General features: G+C 65.0%; 14 protein-coding genes and 1 pseudogene. 10 read left to right on the top strand and 5 right to left on the bottom strand.

The window, feature by feature from the left end; genetic code table 11:
- Positions 1-139: 139 nt before the first annotated feature.
- Positions 140-1,234, top strand: coding sequence for a type IV toxin-antitoxin system AbiEi family antitoxin domain-containing protein (locus AB0P23_RS04395; RefSeq protein WP_206497945.1), 1,095 nt, complete (start codon positions 140-142; stop codon positions 1,232-1,234).
- A 48-nt stretch (positions 1,235-1,282) separates the two neighbouring features.
- Complete coding sequence (gene nrdF / locus AB0P23_RS04390; RefSeq protein ID WP_027496604.1) at positions 1,283-2,248, top strand: class 1b ribonucleoside-diphosphate reductase subunit beta; 966 nt, start codon at positions 1,283-1,285, stop codon at positions 2,246-2,248.
- A gap of 24 nt (positions 2,249-2,272) precedes the next feature.
- Here the strand turns inward: nrdF and AB0P23_RS04385 are convergent, their stop codons facing one another.
- The 4 genes from AB0P23_RS04385 to AB0P23_RS04370 all read right to left on the bottom strand — a co-directional run bounded on the left by AB0P23_RS04385 (position 2,273) and on the right by AB0P23_RS04370 (position 4,981).
- Positions 2,273-2,470: a hypothetical protein gene (locus AB0P23_RS04385; protein ID WP_027496605.1), complete on the bottom strand. Its 198-nt coding sequence runs from the start codon at positions 2,468-2,470 to the stop codon at positions 2,273-2,275.
- A 3-nt stretch (positions 2,471-2,473) separates the two neighbouring features.
- Entirely contained in the window at positions 2,474-3,391 is a 918-nt protein-coding gene (locus AB0P23_RS04380) for an SPFH domain-containing protein (protein ID WP_032401381.1), read from the bottom strand.
- Positions 3,392-3,489: 98 nt separating this feature from the next.
- On the bottom strand, positions 3,490-3,963 hold the full coding sequence (locus AB0P23_RS04375) for an NUDIX domain-containing protein (protein WP_027496607.1): 474 nt from the start codon (positions 3,961-3,963) through the stop codon (positions 3,490-3,492).
- A 4-nt stretch (positions 3,964-3,967) separates the two neighbouring features.
- Entirely contained in the window at positions 3,968-4,981 is a 1,014-nt protein-coding gene (locus AB0P23_RS04370; RefSeq protein WP_204856428.1) for an iron-siderophore ABC transporter substrate-binding protein, read from the bottom strand.
- 373 nt (positions 4,982-5,354) lie between these two features.
- Here AB0P23_RS04370 and ctaD point away from each other — a divergent pair, with 373 nt between their 5' ends.
- From ctaD to AB0P23_RS04350, 4 genes and pseudogenes are all read left to right on the top strand, one after another.
- Positions 5,355-7,145, top strand: a complete 1,791-nt coding sequence (gene ctaD / locus AB0P23_RS04365; RefSeq protein WP_027496609.1) for a cytochrome c oxidase subunit I — start codon at positions 5,355-5,357, stop codon at positions 7,143-7,145.
- A gap of 150 nt (positions 7,146-7,295) precedes the next feature.
- Positions 7,296-8,522, top strand: a complete 1,227-nt coding sequence (gene serB / locus AB0P23_RS04360) for a phosphoserine phosphatase SerB (protein ID WP_287451592.1) — start codon at positions 7,296-7,298, stop codon at positions 8,520-8,522.
- A complete protein-coding gene (locus AB0P23_RS04355; RefSeq protein ID WP_027496611.1) occupies positions 8,519-9,328 on the top strand; it encodes an aminoacyl-tRNA hydrolase in 810 nt (269 codons plus the stop codon). The genes serB and AB0P23_RS04355 overlap by 4 nt, the downstream gene beginning before the upstream one ends.
- Positions 9,329-9,403: 75 nt before the next feature.
- Positions 9,404-10,051: pseudogene (locus AB0P23_RS04350) on the top strand (membrane protein); the annotation flags it as partial.
- Here the strand turns inward: AB0P23_RS04350 and glgX are convergent.
- Complete coding sequence (gene glgX / locus AB0P23_RS04345) at positions 9,994-12,150, bottom strand: glycogen debranching protein GlgX (RefSeq protein WP_052067086.1); 2,157 nt, start codon at positions 12,148-12,150, stop codon at positions 9,994-9,996. The pseudogene AB0P23_RS04350 and the gene glgX sit on opposite strands and share 58 nt — an antisense overlap.
- Before the next feature lie 61 nt (positions 12,151-12,211).
- Between glgX and AB0P23_RS04340 the strand changes: the two genes are divergently transcribed.
- Genes AB0P23_RS04340 through AB0P23_RS04325 form a run of 4 tightly spaced genes read left to right on the top strand, consistent with a single transcriptional unit; the run spans position 12,212 to position 15,815 of the window.
- Positions 12,212-13,033 (top strand): ABC transporter ATP-binding protein, encoded by an 822-nt coding sequence (locus tag AB0P23_RS04340; RefSeq protein ID WP_027496614.1) that lies wholly within the window; start codon positions 12,212-12,214, stop codon positions 13,031-13,033.
- A gap of 47 nt (positions 13,034-13,080) precedes the next feature.
- Positions 13,081-13,896 carry an NUDIX domain-containing protein gene (locus AB0P23_RS04335; protein ID WP_032390078.1) on the top strand — a complete coding sequence of 272 codons (816 nt, stop codon included), beginning with the start codon at positions 13,081-13,083 and terminating at the stop codon, positions 13,894-13,896.
- A 24-nt stretch (positions 13,897-13,920) separates the two neighbouring features.
- Complete coding sequence (locus tag AB0P23_RS04330) at positions 13,921-14,700, top strand: enoyl-CoA hydratase-related protein (protein ID WP_287451590.1); 780 nt, start codon at positions 13,921-13,923, stop codon at positions 14,698-14,700.
- Positions 14,701-14,756: 56 nt separating this feature from the next.
- Positions 14,757-15,815 carry a class I SAM-dependent methyltransferase gene (locus AB0P23_RS04325; RefSeq protein ID WP_032370757.1) on the top strand — a complete coding sequence of 353 codons (1,059 nt, stop codon included), beginning with the start codon at positions 14,757-14,759 and terminating at the stop codon, positions 15,813-15,815.
- Positions 15,816-15,820 lie beyond the last annotated feature (5 nt).

The following is a 15,820-nucleotide window of genomic DNA, read 5'->3' as shown; positions in this document are numbered from 1 at the left end:
CCCGCGGGGCCCCGGCGGTCGGGGGCCGTTGCTACCAGCTTCGGGGCGGCTACCCCGGGGGTGGTCTTTGGGCAACCCGGGGGCCCAAAAACCCCCCCACGACGGAAGTTGTCGTACCCACTGGGCAGGATGGCCGGCCATGGAACATGGTCGGGGGGACGGTCGAGAACTTCAGGTTCTGATCGACACGCAGTGGGGGCTGTTCACGCAGTCGCAGGTCACGAAGTTGGGGTACAGCCGAAATCGAGTCCGCAAGCTAGTGGAGAGTGGCGCGTGGATCGTTGTTCTGCGCGGCGTCTACTCGATCTTCACCGGGCCGTTGACTCGGGATCGGATCCTGATGGCAGCGCTTCTGTACGGAGGTGGGCACGCAATGCTGAGCCACCGCTCCGCAGCCGAAGAATGGGGATTGCGACGGCCCGATCCCGATTCGGCCGTCCACGTCACCGTGCCGTACGGAAAGTCTGCATGCAATCAGCGCCCGACGCTGCGCTCGGTCCCCAGGGTCGGAACGAGGCTGGTGGCGGGCATCGGACTATCGCTGCATCCCGGAGTGGTGGTGCACCGATCTCGTGCGCACCGGCACATCGGCGTAACAGGGGATATGCCGCGAACGACGCTGGTGGACACTGCACTCGATCTGGCGGTGTCGGAACCTACGCCGAGGCAGGCTTTCCACAGCTTGGTGTCGTCGGTGACTCAGCGGCGAATTCGATTGACGGACGTTCGGAAGCAGATCGCTGTCCGCAGGCCGTACCGGTATCTCACAGCGCTGACCGAAGCCGTCGACTTGCTCGCGAACGGCGTTCAGTCTGTTCTCGAACTCGAATATGCGACCAACGTCGAAGAGGCTCACGGGCTCCCTGCTACCGAACGGCAGAGCGAGATAAAGGTCGACGGGCGGACACTCTACGAGGACGTCGTGTACCGAGTTGGATCTCGTACGCTGACCGTGCGCCTGGACGGTCGTCGGTTCCATTCGATGCAAGAGGTCGCATTCCGCGATCGGCGACGTGACAATGCTTCGGAACTCGCCGGGCGTGCGCGACTCGTTTTCGGGTACGAGGAGGTCAGCAGCGATCCGTGCGGCGTCGCAGGAGACGTGGCGCAGGTTCTTCGACGTGAGGGCTGGGAGGGCGAACTCACGTCGTGCGCGTTGTGCGCCCCTCCAGGTACGCAGAACGCGCACGACACAGATCTTGTGTTAGCTATTGATGTCGGACACAACGGGTAGTGTTCAAGCAAGCCAATATTCGGCAGATTCTCTCGGTAGATAGGACACATGGTGAAGCTGATCGATCGCGTTTCCGCAATCAACTGGAATCGGGTCCAGGACGACAAGGACTCCGAAGTCTGGGAGCGTCTCACCAGTAATTTCTGGCTGCCCGAGAAGGTGCCGGTGTCCAACGACATCCCGTCGTGGGCCACTCTGACCGCCGTCGAGAAGCAGCTGACGATGCGCGTGTTCACCGGACTGACCCTGCTGGACACGATTCAGGGGACGGTCGGTGCCGTCAGCCTCATTCCCGACGCCATCACTCCGCACGAGGAGGCGGTGTACACCAACATCGCGTTCATGGAGTCGGTGCACGCGAAGAGCTACAGCTCCATCTTCTCCACCCTCAGCTCCACCCGCGACATCGACGATGCGTTCCGCTGGTCCGAGGAGAACGTCAACCTTCAGCGCAAGGCCGAGATCGTGCTGAACTTCTATCACGGTGACGACCCGCTCAAGCGCAAGGTGGCGTCGACTCTGCTCGAGTCGTTCCTCTTCTACTCCGGCTTCTACCTGCCGATGTACTGGTCCTCGCGGGCCAAGCTCACCAACACGGCAGACCTCATCCGGCTGATCATTCGTGACGAGGCTGTGCACGGGTACTACATCGGATACAAGTACCAGAAGGGCCTCGAGAAGGTCAGCGAGGAGCGGCGTGAGGAACTGAAGAACTACACCTTCGAGTTGCTGTTCGAGCTGTACGACAACGAGGTCGAGTACACCCAGGATCTGTACGACGAGATCGGTCTGACCGAGGACGTCAAGAAGTTCCTGCGCTACAACGCCAACAAAGCACTGAACAACCTCGGCTACGAGGGCCTGTTCCCCAAGGACGAGACGGATGTGAACCCGGCAATTCTGTCGGCTCTGTCACCCAACGCCGACGAGAATCACGACTTCTTCTCCGGGTCGGGCTCCTCGTACGTCATCGGAAAGGCCGTCAACACCGAAGACGAGGACTGGGACTTCTAGAAACCCATCCTCGCGCCGTGCCGCTCACTCCTTCGGTGGGCGGCCCGGCGCGCGAATGTCTTTGGCCTCCTTCGGCATTCGGCCCTGCTCGCTCAGTGCTCGACGCAGTAAAAACTCGATCTGAGCGTTGGTGCTTCGGAGCTCGTCGGAGGCCCAGCGGGCAAGAGCGTCGTGCACCGCTGGGTCCAGCCGAAGCAGAATTTTCTTACGCTCGACGGCCATGGCTCACTGGTACAGCGATCCGGTGTTGACGACGGGCTGGGTATCGCGATCGCTGCACAACACGACGAGCAGGTTCGACACCATCGCCGCTTTCCGCTCCTCGTCGAGTTCCACGACGTGCTTCTCCTCGAGCTTCGAGAGTGCCATCTCCACCATTCCCACCGCACCTTCGACGATCTGCTGACGCGCCGCGATGACAGCTCCGGCCTGCTGGCGTCGCAGCATGGCCTGCGCGATCTCCGGAGCATAGGCAAGACGGTTGATGCGGGTCTCGATCACCTCGACGCCTGCCGATCTCACCCGCGCGTGTACTTCCTCAGACATGGCGGCGGTGATCTCGTCGGCGTTCTCGCGCAACGACATTCGTCCTTCGGCGTCGTACGGGTAGCTGCCGGCGATATGACGGACGGCCGATTCGGTCTGGACGGCGACGAACTCCTCGTAATCGTCGACCTGGAACGACGCCAGGGCGGTATCGGCGACCTGCCAGACGACGATGGCAGAGATCTCGATCGGATTGCCGTCGGCGTCGTTGACCTTCGACTGGCCGGTCTCGTGGTTGCGAATTCGCGTCGAGATGGCCCTGCGGTACGTCAACGGATTGGTCCAGCGTAGCCCCGGTGTGCGCAGCGTTCCGCTGTACGAACTGCCGAGTAGCTGCAGAACACGAGCTTGATTCGGTTGCACCAGAGTCAATCCCATGAGTGCCGGCAACGACAGCACGAACAGCGCGACTCCGACGGCCATCAGCGCCACGACGGAGAAGGCGAGTCCGAGAACGAACGTGGCGATTCCGCCGAGGAACAACACGAGACCGACGCCGAGCATCGACCAGCCGGGTAGATCCCAGCCGGTGCGCTCGGCGATGGTGGTGGTCGGAGTACCCGTCGGCTTCTCGGCGACGGTAGTGGGTACGGACATCGGAACCTCCCTCTCGTGAGTGATACTAAAGTGATATCACATTATCGACCGAGTGGGGGACGATTCGACGGAGCTGCGGTCTCGGGATGGTGGGGGAGTCAGCGTCGGAACCACGCCGACGGGTCGTCGGCGATGGCCTTCTCGATCCGCAATCGTGATGTGGCCGTCAGGTTTTCGGGTAGGCCATCGAGCTCGAACCAGGCCACGTCGAGGTTCTCGTCGTCGGCGACATGAGGAGTGCCGCCGGTGTAGCGAGCCAGGAACGTGATGTCCAGATACTGCGCGACGTCGCCGTTGGGGTACGTGATGGGCTCCGTCACGTCGACGCTCGTCAGGCGCACGATCGTGGCGTCCACACCGGTCTCCTCACCGATCTCACGCAGCGCGGCGGGTGCAGGTTCCTCGCCGGGTTCGAGGATTCCGGACACCACGGCCCAGGTGTTGTTGTCTGCCCGCAGAGTCAGCAGCACGCGCCGATCGTCGTCGAGAACGACTGCGCTGACGCCGGACAGCCACAGCGGGGACGTGCCGACGACGCTGCGCAGCGCCTGAACGAAGTCCGGGATAGGCATCGCGTCAGGACACGTAGGCGTTCAGAGAAGCGGACAGGTCGGCCAGAACGGCCCGCGCCGCGACGACCCCGCTGCCCGACCAGACCGTGTCGTTCACCGCGAACACCCGCCCGTCGGTGACCGAGCCGAGAGCGTGCCACGCGTCGCCGTCCATCACCTCACGGCCGAAGGTCTCGCCGTCCGGACCCGCGAATCGCACGTAGACGATGTCGCCCTCGACGGGCTCCAGGTTGCCGGGCTCGACCGAGAAACCGGTGTCACGCTGATTCTGTGGCCGTGCCACGCCGACCTCGGCGAGCACCTGGCCGGCGAACGAATCTTGGCCGTCGACCTCGACGGAATCGGCATCGAATCGGACGACCGACGCCTGCGTCTGGGTTGCATCGATCTCGCGACCGACGCGTTCGGCATCCGCGGAGAACGACGCGAGCTGGTCGAATCCTGCCTGGCCTCGACCCAAGGCGGCTGCGGACTGCAGAAAAGTGTCTTTCCATCCCTGTCCGGTCGCGGTGAACACGGTCGGCGCGATGGCAGTCAGCGAATCGTAGGTATCGGATCCGAGAGAATCGGCCCCCAGGATCAGGTCCGGGGCGAGGGCGGCGATCGCATCGAGGTCGGGGGCACCGACCGGGCCGACCGACGGAACCGACGCCAGGCCGGTACCCAGGTACAGCGGCTGGTCTCCGTCTCCCCGGAAGTCGGGGTCGAGCGTGGCCGCGCCGACGACGCGTTCCCAGATCCCGACCGCGCAGCTGGCGTCGAGGCCTGCAGCGTCGAGGACGACGATGCGCTGTGGATCGGCCGGGATGGCACTGATGCCCTCGGCGTGCCCGACGGGGCGCGTATCGCCCTCGACTCCAGTCGGGTCGAGTGGGGCAAGTGCGGGACACAGTCCGACGGTGTCCCGGTTGTTACCGACCACCCCCGCTCCGGCAATGTTCGTCGTACTGCGAACGATGGTGGATGCGTCGTCCTCGGTCGCGGAGTCGGAGCATCCGGTCAACGCCACGGCTGCCATCAGACAGACAGCGGCCGCCGTGCCCGTGGTGTGTGGCGCGAACCGGCGGGGGAGTCGTGGTCGAAGTGGCAACGCGGAACTTCTTTCTGCGGGTCGGGTGGTCTCACACAGTAACGGAAATCGCCTCGCGCAGAGCACTGCCGCGGACCCTTCTCGGCCATCTGCTCGCACGGTGTTCCGGGGTGTGTCGGAGGGCTCGTAAAGGCCGACGGCGCAGGCAGATCGCACCCCGAACCATGGTTCGATCGAATCCAATACGACACACGGTAGGACCGGTTCGGCAAGCGTCGGTCCGACGGTCTACGATTCGAGTAGCGCACGACTAGTGACGTCGCCTCGTGATTCGGGGTCGGACGCGCAATCAGGAGGATCTGTGACTGCCCTAGCGCCTAGGCCCGCTCCCGCGGTGGATGCTGCTCGGCCTTTCCCGCCGCGGATGGGACCGAAGGGTTCGTTCATCCACAAGGCGGTGACCACAACCGATCCCAAGGTTCTCGGGATCATGTACATCGCGACGTCGTTCGCCTTCTTCCTCGTCGGTGGACTGATGGCGCTGTTGATGCGCGCCGAGTTGGCCGTGCCGGGGATGCAGTTCCTGTCCAACGAGCAGTACAACCAGCTGTTCACGATGCACGGCACCATCATGTTGCTGCTGTACGCAACACCGATCGTGTTCGGCTTCGCCAACTACATTCTTCCGCTGCAGATCGGTGCGCCGGACGTGGCGTTCCCGCGTCTCAACGCGTTCTCCTACTGGCTGTACCTGTTCGGTGCGCTGATCACCACGGCCGGCTTCATCACCCCGGGTGGCGCGGCCGACTTCGGATGGACGGCGTACACGCCGCTCACCTCTGCTCTGCACTCGCCCGGTGTCGGTGCCGACCTGTGGATCATGGGCCTCGCCGTCGCCGGTCTGGGAACCATCCTCGGTGGCGTCAACATGATCACCACTGTGATCTGCCTCCGCGCACCCGGTATGACGATGTTCCGGATGCCCATCTTCACCTGGAACATCCTGGTCACGTCGATTCTGATCCTGCTGGCGTTCCCGCTGCTGACCGCCGCACTGCTCGGCCTTGCCGCCGACCGCCACCTGGGCGCGCATCTCTTCGACCCGGCAACGGGCGGAGTGCTGCTGTGGCAGCACCTGTTCTGGTTCTTCGGGCACCCCGAGGTCTACATCATCGCGTTGCCGTTCTTCGGAATCGTGTCCGAGGTGTTCCCGGTGTTCTCCCGCAAGCCGATCTTCGGTTACTCGGGTCTGATCTACGCGACGATCGCCATCGCCGCACTGTCGATCGCCGTGTGGGCCCACCACATGTACGCCACCGGCGCGGTACTGCTGCCGTTCTTCTCGTTCATGACATTCCTCATCGCTGTTCCGACCGGTGTGAAGATCTTCAACTGGGTCGGCACTATGTGGCGCGGACAGGTCACGCTGGAAACGCCGATGCTGTTCTCGATCGGCTTCCTGATCACGTTCGTGTTCGGCGGACTGACCGGTGTGCTGTTGGCTTCGCCTCCCATCGACTTCCAGGTCACCGACACGTACTTCGTCGTCGCCCACTTCCACTACGTGGTGTTCGGCACCGTGGTGTTCGCGACGTACGCAGGCATCTACTTCTGGTTCCCGAAGATGACGGGCCGGATGATGGACGAGGCTCTGGGCAAGTGGCACTTCTGGCTGACGTTCTTCGGATTCCACGCCACGTTCCTGGTGCAGCACTGGCTCGGTAACGAAGGCATGCCACGTCGCTACGCCGACTACCTGCCGTCCGACGGATTCACCGAACTGAACATCATCTCGACCATCGGTGCGTTCATTCTCGGTGCCTCGACGCTGCCGTTCGTCTGGAACGTGTTCAAGTCGTACCGATACGGTGAGGTCGTCACCGTCGACGATCCGTGGGGTTACGGAAACTCGCTGGAGTGGGCCACCTCGTGCCCGCCCCCGAGGCACAACTTCACCGAGCTGCCTCGGATTCGTTCCGAGCGCCCGGCGTTCGAGCTGCACTACCCGCACATGGTCGAGCGGATGCGGTCCGAAGCGCACGTCGGTCCTGGTGCTCACGGTGGCAAGACCACCGCGGTACTCGAACAGGCCCGCCGGGCTCCGATCGCCACCAGCGATCACGAAGGTTCGGGCGACCCGGATCCCCGGTAGTCCACAGCACAGCGAGAGCCCCTCCCGGCTACCGGGCGGGGCTCTTCGCTTGCGACAATCTTCCCTGCGCGTCCGGCCCGTTCGGCGGCGGTCGCGGGACACGAGCAGGGCACACCAGTAATTGGGGGGACAGTGCGAAAGGGAGATTCGGTGAGATCGAGCGACACTGCGGTGTTGGTAACGGTGACGGGACCCGACAAACCAGGTGTCACATCGGTGCTGTTCGCGGCCCTGTCACGGCACGACGTCAGTCTGCTCGACGTGGAGCAGGTGGTCATCCGCAAGAGGCTGACCCTGGGAGTGTTGCTGACCTGTCCACGCGATCCCGAGGCGCTCCAGGAAGAACTCGAAGACGCCATGGCCACCGTGGGTGTCCATGTCGATGTCGAGATCGACGCGGCTCAGAACGGTGGACGCACGCTGGCCACGCATGTCGTCGTCGTGCTCGGCCGTCCGGTGACTGCGCGAGCGTTCAGCACCATCTCGAGAGAATTGGCCCGGCAGGGGACCAACATCGATTCCATCCGTGGGATCGCGGACTACCCGGTGACGGGCCTCGAACTTCAGGTCACCGCCACCGACACCTCGCCTGAGGCAGACCTCCAGCTACGCACCGGCCTCGCCGCGATCGCAGCGGGAATCGGCGTCGACATCGCAGTGGAGCGAGCCGGCATCGCACGGAGGTCGAAACGACTCATCGTGTTCGACGTGGACTCGACGTTGGTCCAGGGCGAGGTCATCGAGATGCTTGCCGCCCGGGCCGGGCGCGAAGACGAGGTACGTGCCGTCACCGAGGCGGCGATGCGCGGGGAGATCGACTTCGCCGAGTCGTTGGAACAGCGTGTCGCAGCGCTGGCCGGCCTCGACGCATCCGTCATCGACGACGTCGCCGACAGCTTGGAGCTGACGGCAGGGGCTCGAACGACCATCCGGACGCTTCGGCGTCTCGGTTTCGCCTGCGGTGTCGTATCGGGTGGGTTCCGCCAGGTGATCGAGGGATTGGCTCACGAACTCGAACTCGACTATGTGAAAGCCAACACACTCGAGATCGTCGACGGGAAGTTGACCGGTCGCGTCATCGGCGACGTCGTCGACCGTGCTGCGAAGGCGACCGCACTGCGGGAGTTCGCCGCCCAAGCCGGAGTGCCGATGGAGCAGACGGTCGCGGTCGGCGACGGTGCCAACGACATCGACATGCTCACCGCGGCCGGGCTCGGCGTTGCGTTCAACGCCAAGCCCGCGCTACGCGAGATCGCCGACACTGCGATCTCGCACCCGTACTTGGACGCCGTCCTGTTCATTCTCGGGGTCACCCGAAACGAGATCGAAGCCGCGGATGCCGTCGACGGGGGAGTCCGCCGCGTCCCGATCCCATGACCGACGCCCCCGCCGTCGGCGACTCCGTCGATCGGGACCGTGCCGGGTCGACGTCCGATACGGCTGAACCCGAGCAGTTCTCGGACGCCAACACCTTCGCCTCGCGTCACGCCGAGTTGGCCCGCGGCTACGGCGGTGCCGAGGATCCCGAGGACCCGTCTGAGGTTCTGGCCATGCCCATGGTGCTGCACATACCCAAGGCCGACCCGCCGGTGCGCAACGACCTACTCGAAGCCGCCGCCCGAGCCGTCGTGGCGCTGTGCCTCGACCCACGGGTCGGTGTCGACGCCTCGTGGCACGAGCCTTTCGTTGCGTGGACCTCGGCGCGGATCAGGAAGGTGGCCCGCCGTGCCCGCGGCGCGCAATGGACTGCAGCGCAGGAAGTTCCGGGTGTCACGGTCGAGGTCGGGAACGCTTCGGCCCGTGCTTTCGTGCCGGGCCGCGTCGGCGATCTGGATCCGCGCATCAAGCGTCTTCAGATCGGCGGCACCGACGTACCGGCCGAAGAAGAGTCACCGCCGAGCGCCGGGCCGGTGCTGTGGATCGACGCGTCCCTGTCGATGACGGTGGGCAAGGCCGCGGCGCAGGTGGGTCATGCGTCGATGTTGCTGGCCGGTGCGATGAGCCTCGACGACTGTCGAGCCTGGGCCGATTCCGGTTTCGCCTGTTCGGTTCGATCGGCGGATCCGGAGCAGTGGACGCACGCGCTGGACGAGGTCCGCGCGGGTCGCGCCGTCGCAGTCCGAGATGCTGGTTTCACCGAAGTGGCTCCCGGTTCGACGACCGTGATCGCTGTCCGGATGTAACGCAGCATCGGCCGGGGGTCCACTGTCGCGCAACTGGCTATCGAACGAGGTATCCAGTGGCCGGACACTGACACCATGCCTTTCTCACCGCTACGCGTCGCCGGCCGTCGTCTCCCGTCTCGCCTGACGGCGCTCTACGTCGGCCTGTGGCTGTACGGCGCGTCCATGTCGCTGATGATCGCCGGTGGGCTCGGCGTCAACCCCTGGGATGTGTTCCACCAAGGTCTGTCGCGGCACCTGTCACTCAGCTTCGGAACCATCACTGCCATCACCGGCGTGGCGGTGCTCCTGATGTGGATACCGCTGCGGCAGCGTCCGGGTTTGGGGACCGTGAGCAACGTGATCGTCATCGCTGTCGCCGTGGATACGACGTCGGCGATCCTGCCCCATCTGGACGGGCCGATCGTTCGGACACTGGCAATGGTGTCGGGCATCGTCGTCAATGCCTTCGCCACGGCGCTCTACATCGGTGCGGGAATGGGCCCGGGCCCCCGAGACGGTTTGATGACCGGGTTGGTGGCGCGCACCGGATGGTCGATTCGCCTCACTCGCACGGGAATCGAACTGACAGTGGTACTCACCGGCTGGCTGCTCGGCGGAACTCTCGGTGTGGGTACGGTGCTCTACGCGCTCGGGGTAGGACCGCTCGTGCAGCTGTTCATGACTCACCTACCGGCGCTGCGGAACACGAGAACGGTGGAGCCGGTCACCGAAATCTTCGAACCTGCCTCCAGTGCAGTGGTATCGGGTGGGACGCCGTCCACGCGAGAGGAATCGAGGACGGGCACGAATCGAGACGACGACCAACTGGGGCAGGCCAGCGTGATCTCCGCGGGACCGCCGGAATGCAAGATCAGCAACGAACTCGCGTCGTCCACCTGCCCGCCGTCGGAGGCGTAGGAACGCACGTCGGACCCGTCGACCCAGGCGGAGATCGTGCGCACCGAATCGTCGTTCCATCTGTCGTGATCGAATTCGATTCCGGCGGAATCGAACCAGACGAGGTCCGGTCGACCGGTCGGCGTCGCCCGGCCGGTGAAGAACTCCTGCTGACGCAGTGTCGGGGCGCTCGCACGTACGCGCAGCAGGCGCGCCACGAATCGAATCATGTTCTGATCCGCGCTGTCCCAGTCGACTGCCCAGGCGTCGGATGCCGGTGCATCGTGAGATACGCAGTACGCGTTGTTGTTTCCGCCCTGGCTGTGGCCGAGTTCGTCACCTGCGAGCAGCATCGGTGTTCCGGTCGACAGCGTCAGGGTGGCAAGCAGAGCACGGACGTGTCGCCCACGGTCGTCGAGGACGGAGGGATCGTCGGTCGGACCCTCGACGCCGTAGTTGACCGAGGAGTTGTTGTCGGTGCCGTCTCTGTTCTCTTCGCCGTTGGCTTCGTTGTGCTTTCGTTCGTACGAGACCAGATCGTGTGCGGTGAATCCGTCGTGTGCGGTGACGAAATTGATCGACGCCCACGGCAGTCGACCGCTGCCGGCATAGAGGTCCTCGGAACCGGCTAGGCGGGAAGCCAATTCGCGCACTCCGTGATGGCCGGCCCAGAATCCTCGCACGGTATCTCGGTAGCGGTCGTTCCACTCGGACCACATGACCCCGAAGTTGCCCACCTGATATCCGGCACCGGTCGCATCCCAGGGTTCGGCGATCAACTTGACGCCCGACAGCACCGGATCGGTACCGATCGCCGTCAACAGCGGTGCACGAGAATCGAATCGCCAACCGCCCGGTCGGCCGAGCGTACTGGCCAGGTCGAATCGGAATCCGTCCACGCCCATGTCCTGCACCCAGTACCGCAGGCTGTCGCACACCATGCGGACCACGGCGGGAGACGCCGAATCGAGTGTGTTGCCGCAACCGGTCAGGTCGACGTCGGATCCGCGACCGTCGAGCAGGTAGTACCCCGGCGCGTCGAGACCCCGCCAACTGATCGACGGCCCGTCGACCGCGGATTCGCACGTGTGGTTGTAGACCACGTCGAGGATCACTTCGATCCCTGCGCTGTGCAACGCGTCGACCATCGTCCGGAACTCGTCCACTTCGTTGCCTCGTACGGCGGCGAAACGCGGATCGGGAGCGAAATACGCGCCCGTGGAGTAGCCCCAATGGTTTCGCATCCCTCGAGCGCGTACCCCGGGTTCGGTGAACGTGGTGTGGACCGGCAGCAATTCGACCGACGTGATGCCCGTTCGAGCCAGGTGTTCGAGTACGGCCGGTTGCGCGAGCCCGAGGTAGGTGCCACGGAGGTGTTCGGGTACGCCGTTGTGGCGCGCGGTGAACGACCCGACGTGCAATTCGTAGAGCACGGTTCTGTCCCAGGGAACGGCAGGCCTCAGCGGCCGGTCGCCGTTGTCCGACGGTCCGCGGACGACGCCGAGCGGGAGGTGGCCGAGGGAATCGCGACTGCTGGGGGCTCCGAACGGGTCGTCCTCGTAGGCCAACAGGGCCGCGGGATCCCCGAAGTCACCGGACACCTGGCGGGCGGACGGGTCGAGCAGGATCTTGGCCCCGTTGAATCGTCGGCCCGAGTGGGGATCCCAGGTGCCGTGCGCGCGAAAGCCGTACCGCACGCCTGGCCCGACGTCAGGGACGAAGGCATGTCTGATGCCGAATGTCCGGTTGGTCAACTCCACGCGCCGCTCGCCGCCGTCCGGGTCGATCAGACATACCTCGACGCCATCCGCACCGGGAGCGTGGACTGCGAATTGCGTACCAGTGGGATGCGCAGTGGCACCCAGTGGGAACGGCTGCCCGGGCGGGTTCACGCGAGTGACCCCGTCGACGGGACGGCGGGAGGTGCGAGGTACATCGTCAATGGGCGACACGCGTGCACATCCTGCCGTGTCTGCGCGGGGAGTGTGCGGGAGGATAGGAGCCGTGTCTGAACCGGATCCCGACCTGCTCGTAGATTTCACCGATGTCGTAGTTCGCCGAGGTGGCGTGACGTTGGTGGGTCCCGTCACCTGGAAGGTGGAACTGGACGAACGGTGGGTCGTACTCGGGCCCAACGGTGCAGGTAAGACGTCGCTGCTCCGTATCGCTGCCGCCGAGATCCATCCCACGTCCGGTGTCGCTCACGTCCTCGGTGAGGTGATGGGCAGAACCGATGTCTCGGAACTGCGTCCTCGAATCGGCTTGTCGTCGTCCTCGTTGGCGCACCGAATCCCTGCCGACGAACTCGTCTCCGATCTGGTCGTATCCGCCGGCTATTCCGTGCTGGGGCGCTGGCGGGAGAAGTACGACGCGATCGACACCGAACGGGCCGTCGAGATGCTCGAGAGCCTCGGGGCCGAACATCTGGCGACCCGGACCTACGGCACCCTGTCGGAGGGTGAGCGCAAGCGTGTACTGATCGCCCGTGCCCTGATGACCGACCCCGAACTGCTGTTGCTGGACGAGCCCGCTGCCGGCCTCGATCTCGGCGGCCGCGAGGAACTGGTAGCCCGGTTGGCCGATCTGGCCGCCGACCCCGACGCTCCCGCGACCGTGCTGATCACCCACCACGTGGAAGAAATCCCGCCCGGCTTCAGCCACGCACTACTCCTCAAGGAGGGCGGTGTGGTTGCGCAAGGCCTGGTCGACGACGTCATCACGGCGGAGAACCTGACCGAGGCATTCAGCCAGTCGATCACCCTCGATCGCGTCGACGGTCGCTACTTCGCGCGGCGCACGCGCGCTGCCGGGGCGCACCGCCGCTAGAGCGGACCCCGTGCTCGGGCGCACCGGCTCAGCGGTACGTTGCGGAGATGAGCTCGAGCACCGCCGCCGATCCCGTTCCAGCACGTGATGCGTCGACCGTCATCCTGATCCGTGACGGCCGATCACAACCCGGCATCGAGGTGTTCCTTCTCGAACGCGTCGGCGGGATGGCGTTCGCGGGCGGCATGACGGTATTTCCCGGTGGCGGTGTGGATCCGTCGGATGCGGCCGCGGACATCGAGTGGGCAGGTCCGCCGCCGTCGTGGTGGGCCGACCGGTTCGGTACCGACGAGGGGAAGGCGCAGGCGCTGGTGTGCGCAGCGGCACGCGAGACGTTCGAGGAGTGTGGCGTGTTGTTGGCCGGTCCGACGGCGGATTCGGTGGTCGCCGACACCGCCCCGTTCTCTGCGGAACGCGGTCGACTGGAACGCCGGGAGCTGTCGTTCGCCCAGTTTCTCGCCGACCACGATCTGGTTCTGCGAGCAGATCTGCTGCGGCCGTGGTCGCACTGGATCACCCCGATCGGTGAAGCCCGACGGTACGACACGAGGTTCTTCGTTGCCGTGCTCCCCGAGGGGCAGAATGCCGACGGGGAGACCAGCGAGGCGGCGTCGGTGAGCTGGCGTTCGGCCGAGGACGCGTTGACGGACTGGCGTTCGGGGACCACCGTCCTGCTGCCACCGACGTGGAGCCAGCTCGATGCGCTCGGCCGATTCGACACGGTGGCCGACGTTCTCGATCACGAGCAGACGATCGCGACGGTCCTGCCCGTCCTGACCCGGGAGAACGGCACCGTCCGAGTGGAGTTCGACGGCGAGGACGCGTACTACGCGGGCACGGTCCATCCCTGGTCGGATCGCTGAACTCGGGCGCGGTAGCCTTCGGCCATGGCTGAGTTCGTGACTCTCGAAGTATCCGACGGTATCGGCACCATTCGCTTGGATCGCCCACCGATGAACGCGCTCAATCGTCAGGTGCAGGAGGAGATCCGGGCTGCGGCACGCGAAGCCGCCGTGAACTCCGACGTCAGAGCGGTCATCGTCTACGGCGGCGAAAAGGTGTTCGCGGCCGGTGCCGACATCAAGGAAATGGCGGCAATGTCCGTCGTCGAGATGACCGATATCGCGGCGGAACTGCAGTCCGCCCTCGGCTCGCTCAGCACGATTCCCAAACCGGTCGTGGCCGCAGTGACCGGATACGCACTGGGCGGTGGACTCGAGGTCGCGCTCGGCGCAGACCGACGCATCGCCGGAGACAATGCCAAGCTGGGCGTTCCCGAGGTGCTGCTCGGAGTCATTCCCGGGGGCGGCGGCACGCAGCGCCTGGCCCGTCTGATCGGGCCCAGTCGCGCCAAGGACATGGTCTTCACCGGCCGTTTCGTCGGAGCCGAGGAGGCCCTGCGCATCGGTTTGGTGGACGAGGTGGTTGCGCCGGACGAGGTGTACAACGCGGCACGCGCATGGGCGGGGCAGTTCACGACCGGAGCGTCACGCGCTCTGGCTGCGGCCAAGGCGTCCATAGATCAGGGGTTGGACGTCGACCTGACCAACGGACTGCGCGTCGAGGCACAGCAGTTCGCGGCCCTGTTCGCCACCGAGGACCGCACCGTCGGGATGGAATCCTTCATCGCGAACGGACCGGGTAAGGCCGCTTTCACCGGGCGTTGAGCATCGAGGTCGGTGGACGAACTTGTTCCATGGCTACCGGATAGTAGGCTCGCCTCATGACTGCAAGCCCCCACGACGGTGCGAATCGACCGACTGCTTCTGTGACGCCTCTCGTCTCGGCCGAGGCGCGAGACCGCGAGGTCGATCCGGCACCGAATCCGCACGCCACGGCCGAGCAGGTCGAGGCAGCGCGGTCGGACACCAAACTGGCGCAGGTGCTCTACCACGACTGGGAAGCCGAGACCTACGACGACAAGTGGTCGATCTCCTACGACGAGCGCTGCATCGATTACGCCCGAGGCAGGTTCGATCAGGCGGTGTCCGGTGACGCATCGGCCCGAGCGGCTCTGCCGTACGGTCGTGCGCTCGAATTGGGTTGTGGCACAGGTTTCTTCTTGCTCAACCTGATGCAGGCCGGGATTGCCGACAAGGGCTCGGTCACCGACCTCTCACCCGGAATGGTCAAGGTCGCGCTGCGCAACGCCGAGCACCTCGGACTCGATGTGGACGGCCGGGTGGCCGACGCAGAAACGATTCCGTACGACGACGACACCTTCGATCTGGTGGTCGGTCACGCCGTGCTTCACCACATCCCGGACGTCGAGCAGTCTCTTCGAGAAGTTCTGCGCGTTCTCAAGCCGGGTGGACGCTTCGTCTTCGCAGGCGAGCCGACCACGGTGGGCAACTTCTACGCTCGCTGGCTGGGCCGTATCACCTGGGAAGCGACCACTCGTGCCACCAAGCTGCCGTTCCTGGCGGACTGGCGCAAACCACAGGAAGAACTCGACGAGTCCTCGCGAGCTGCAGCACTCGAGGCCGTCGTGGACCTGCACACGTTCGATCCGACCGACCTCGAGAACATCGCGTTGTCGGCAGGTGCCGAGGCCGTTCAGGCGAACACCGAAGAATTCGCTGCCGCTCTGCTCGGGTGGCCGGTGCGCACGTTCGAGGCTGCCGTTCCGGCAGGCAAGCTCGGCTGGAACTGGGCCAAGTTCGCGTTCAACGGGTGGAAGACACTGAGCTGGGTCGACGAGAAGGTCTTGCAGCACGTGGTACCGCGAGGCATGTTCTACAACGTGATGATCACCGGAACCAAGCCCGCGCCCCGCGCTTGATTCGT

Origin of the sequence: Rhodococcus sp. NPDC077669, from assembly GCF_040686915.1 — a bacterium.
Lineage (GTDB): Bacteria > Actinomycetota > Actinomycetes > Mycobacteriales > Mycobacteriaceae > Rhodococcoides > Rhodococcoides fascians.
The sequence above is the reverse complement of the archived record's forward strand: the minus strand, read 5'-3'. Positions and strand labels throughout refer to the sequence as shown.

Bases quoted from the DNA above. Each gene is read 5' to 3' on its own strand.
- AB0P23_RS04325 (WP_032370757.1), top strand. From the start codon at position 14,757: ATGACTGCAAGCCCCCACGACGGTGCGAATCGACCGACTGCTTCTGTG.
- AB0P23_RS04375 (WP_027496607.1), bottom strand. From the start codon at position 3,963: ATGCCTATCCCGGACTTCGTTCAGGCGCTGCGCAGCGTCGTCGGCACG.
- AB0P23_RS04395 (WP_206497945.1), top strand. From the start codon at position 140: ATGGAACATGGTCGGGGGGACGGTCGAGAACTTCAGGTTCTGATCGAC.
- AB0P23_RS04380 (WP_032401381.1), bottom strand. From the start codon at position 3,391: ATGTCCGTACCCACTACCGTCGCCGAGAAGCCGACGGGTACTCCGACC.
- nrdF (WP_027496604.1), top strand. From the start codon at position 1,283: ATGGTGAAGCTGATCGATCGCGTTTCCGCAATCAACTGGAATCGGGTC.
- AB0P23_RS04330 (WP_287451590.1), top strand. From the start codon at position 13,921: ATGGCTGAGTTCGTGACTCTCGAAGTATCCGACGGTATCGGCACCATT.
- AB0P23_RS04370 (WP_204856428.1), bottom strand. From the start codon at position 4,981: ATGGCAGCCGTGGCGTTGACCGGATGCTCCGACTCCGCGACCGAGGAC.
- AB0P23_RS04335 (WP_032390078.1), top strand. From the start codon at position 13,081: ATGAGCTCGAGCACCGCCGCCGATCCCGTTCCAGCACGTGATGCGTCG.
- AB0P23_RS04355 (WP_027496611.1), top strand. From the start codon at position 8,519: ATGACCGACGCCCCCGCCGTCGGCGACTCCGTCGATCGGGACCGTGCC.
- AB0P23_RS04385 (WP_027496605.1), bottom strand. From the start codon at position 2,470: ATGGCCGTCGAGCGTAAGAAAATTCTGCTTCGGCTGGACCCAGCGGTG.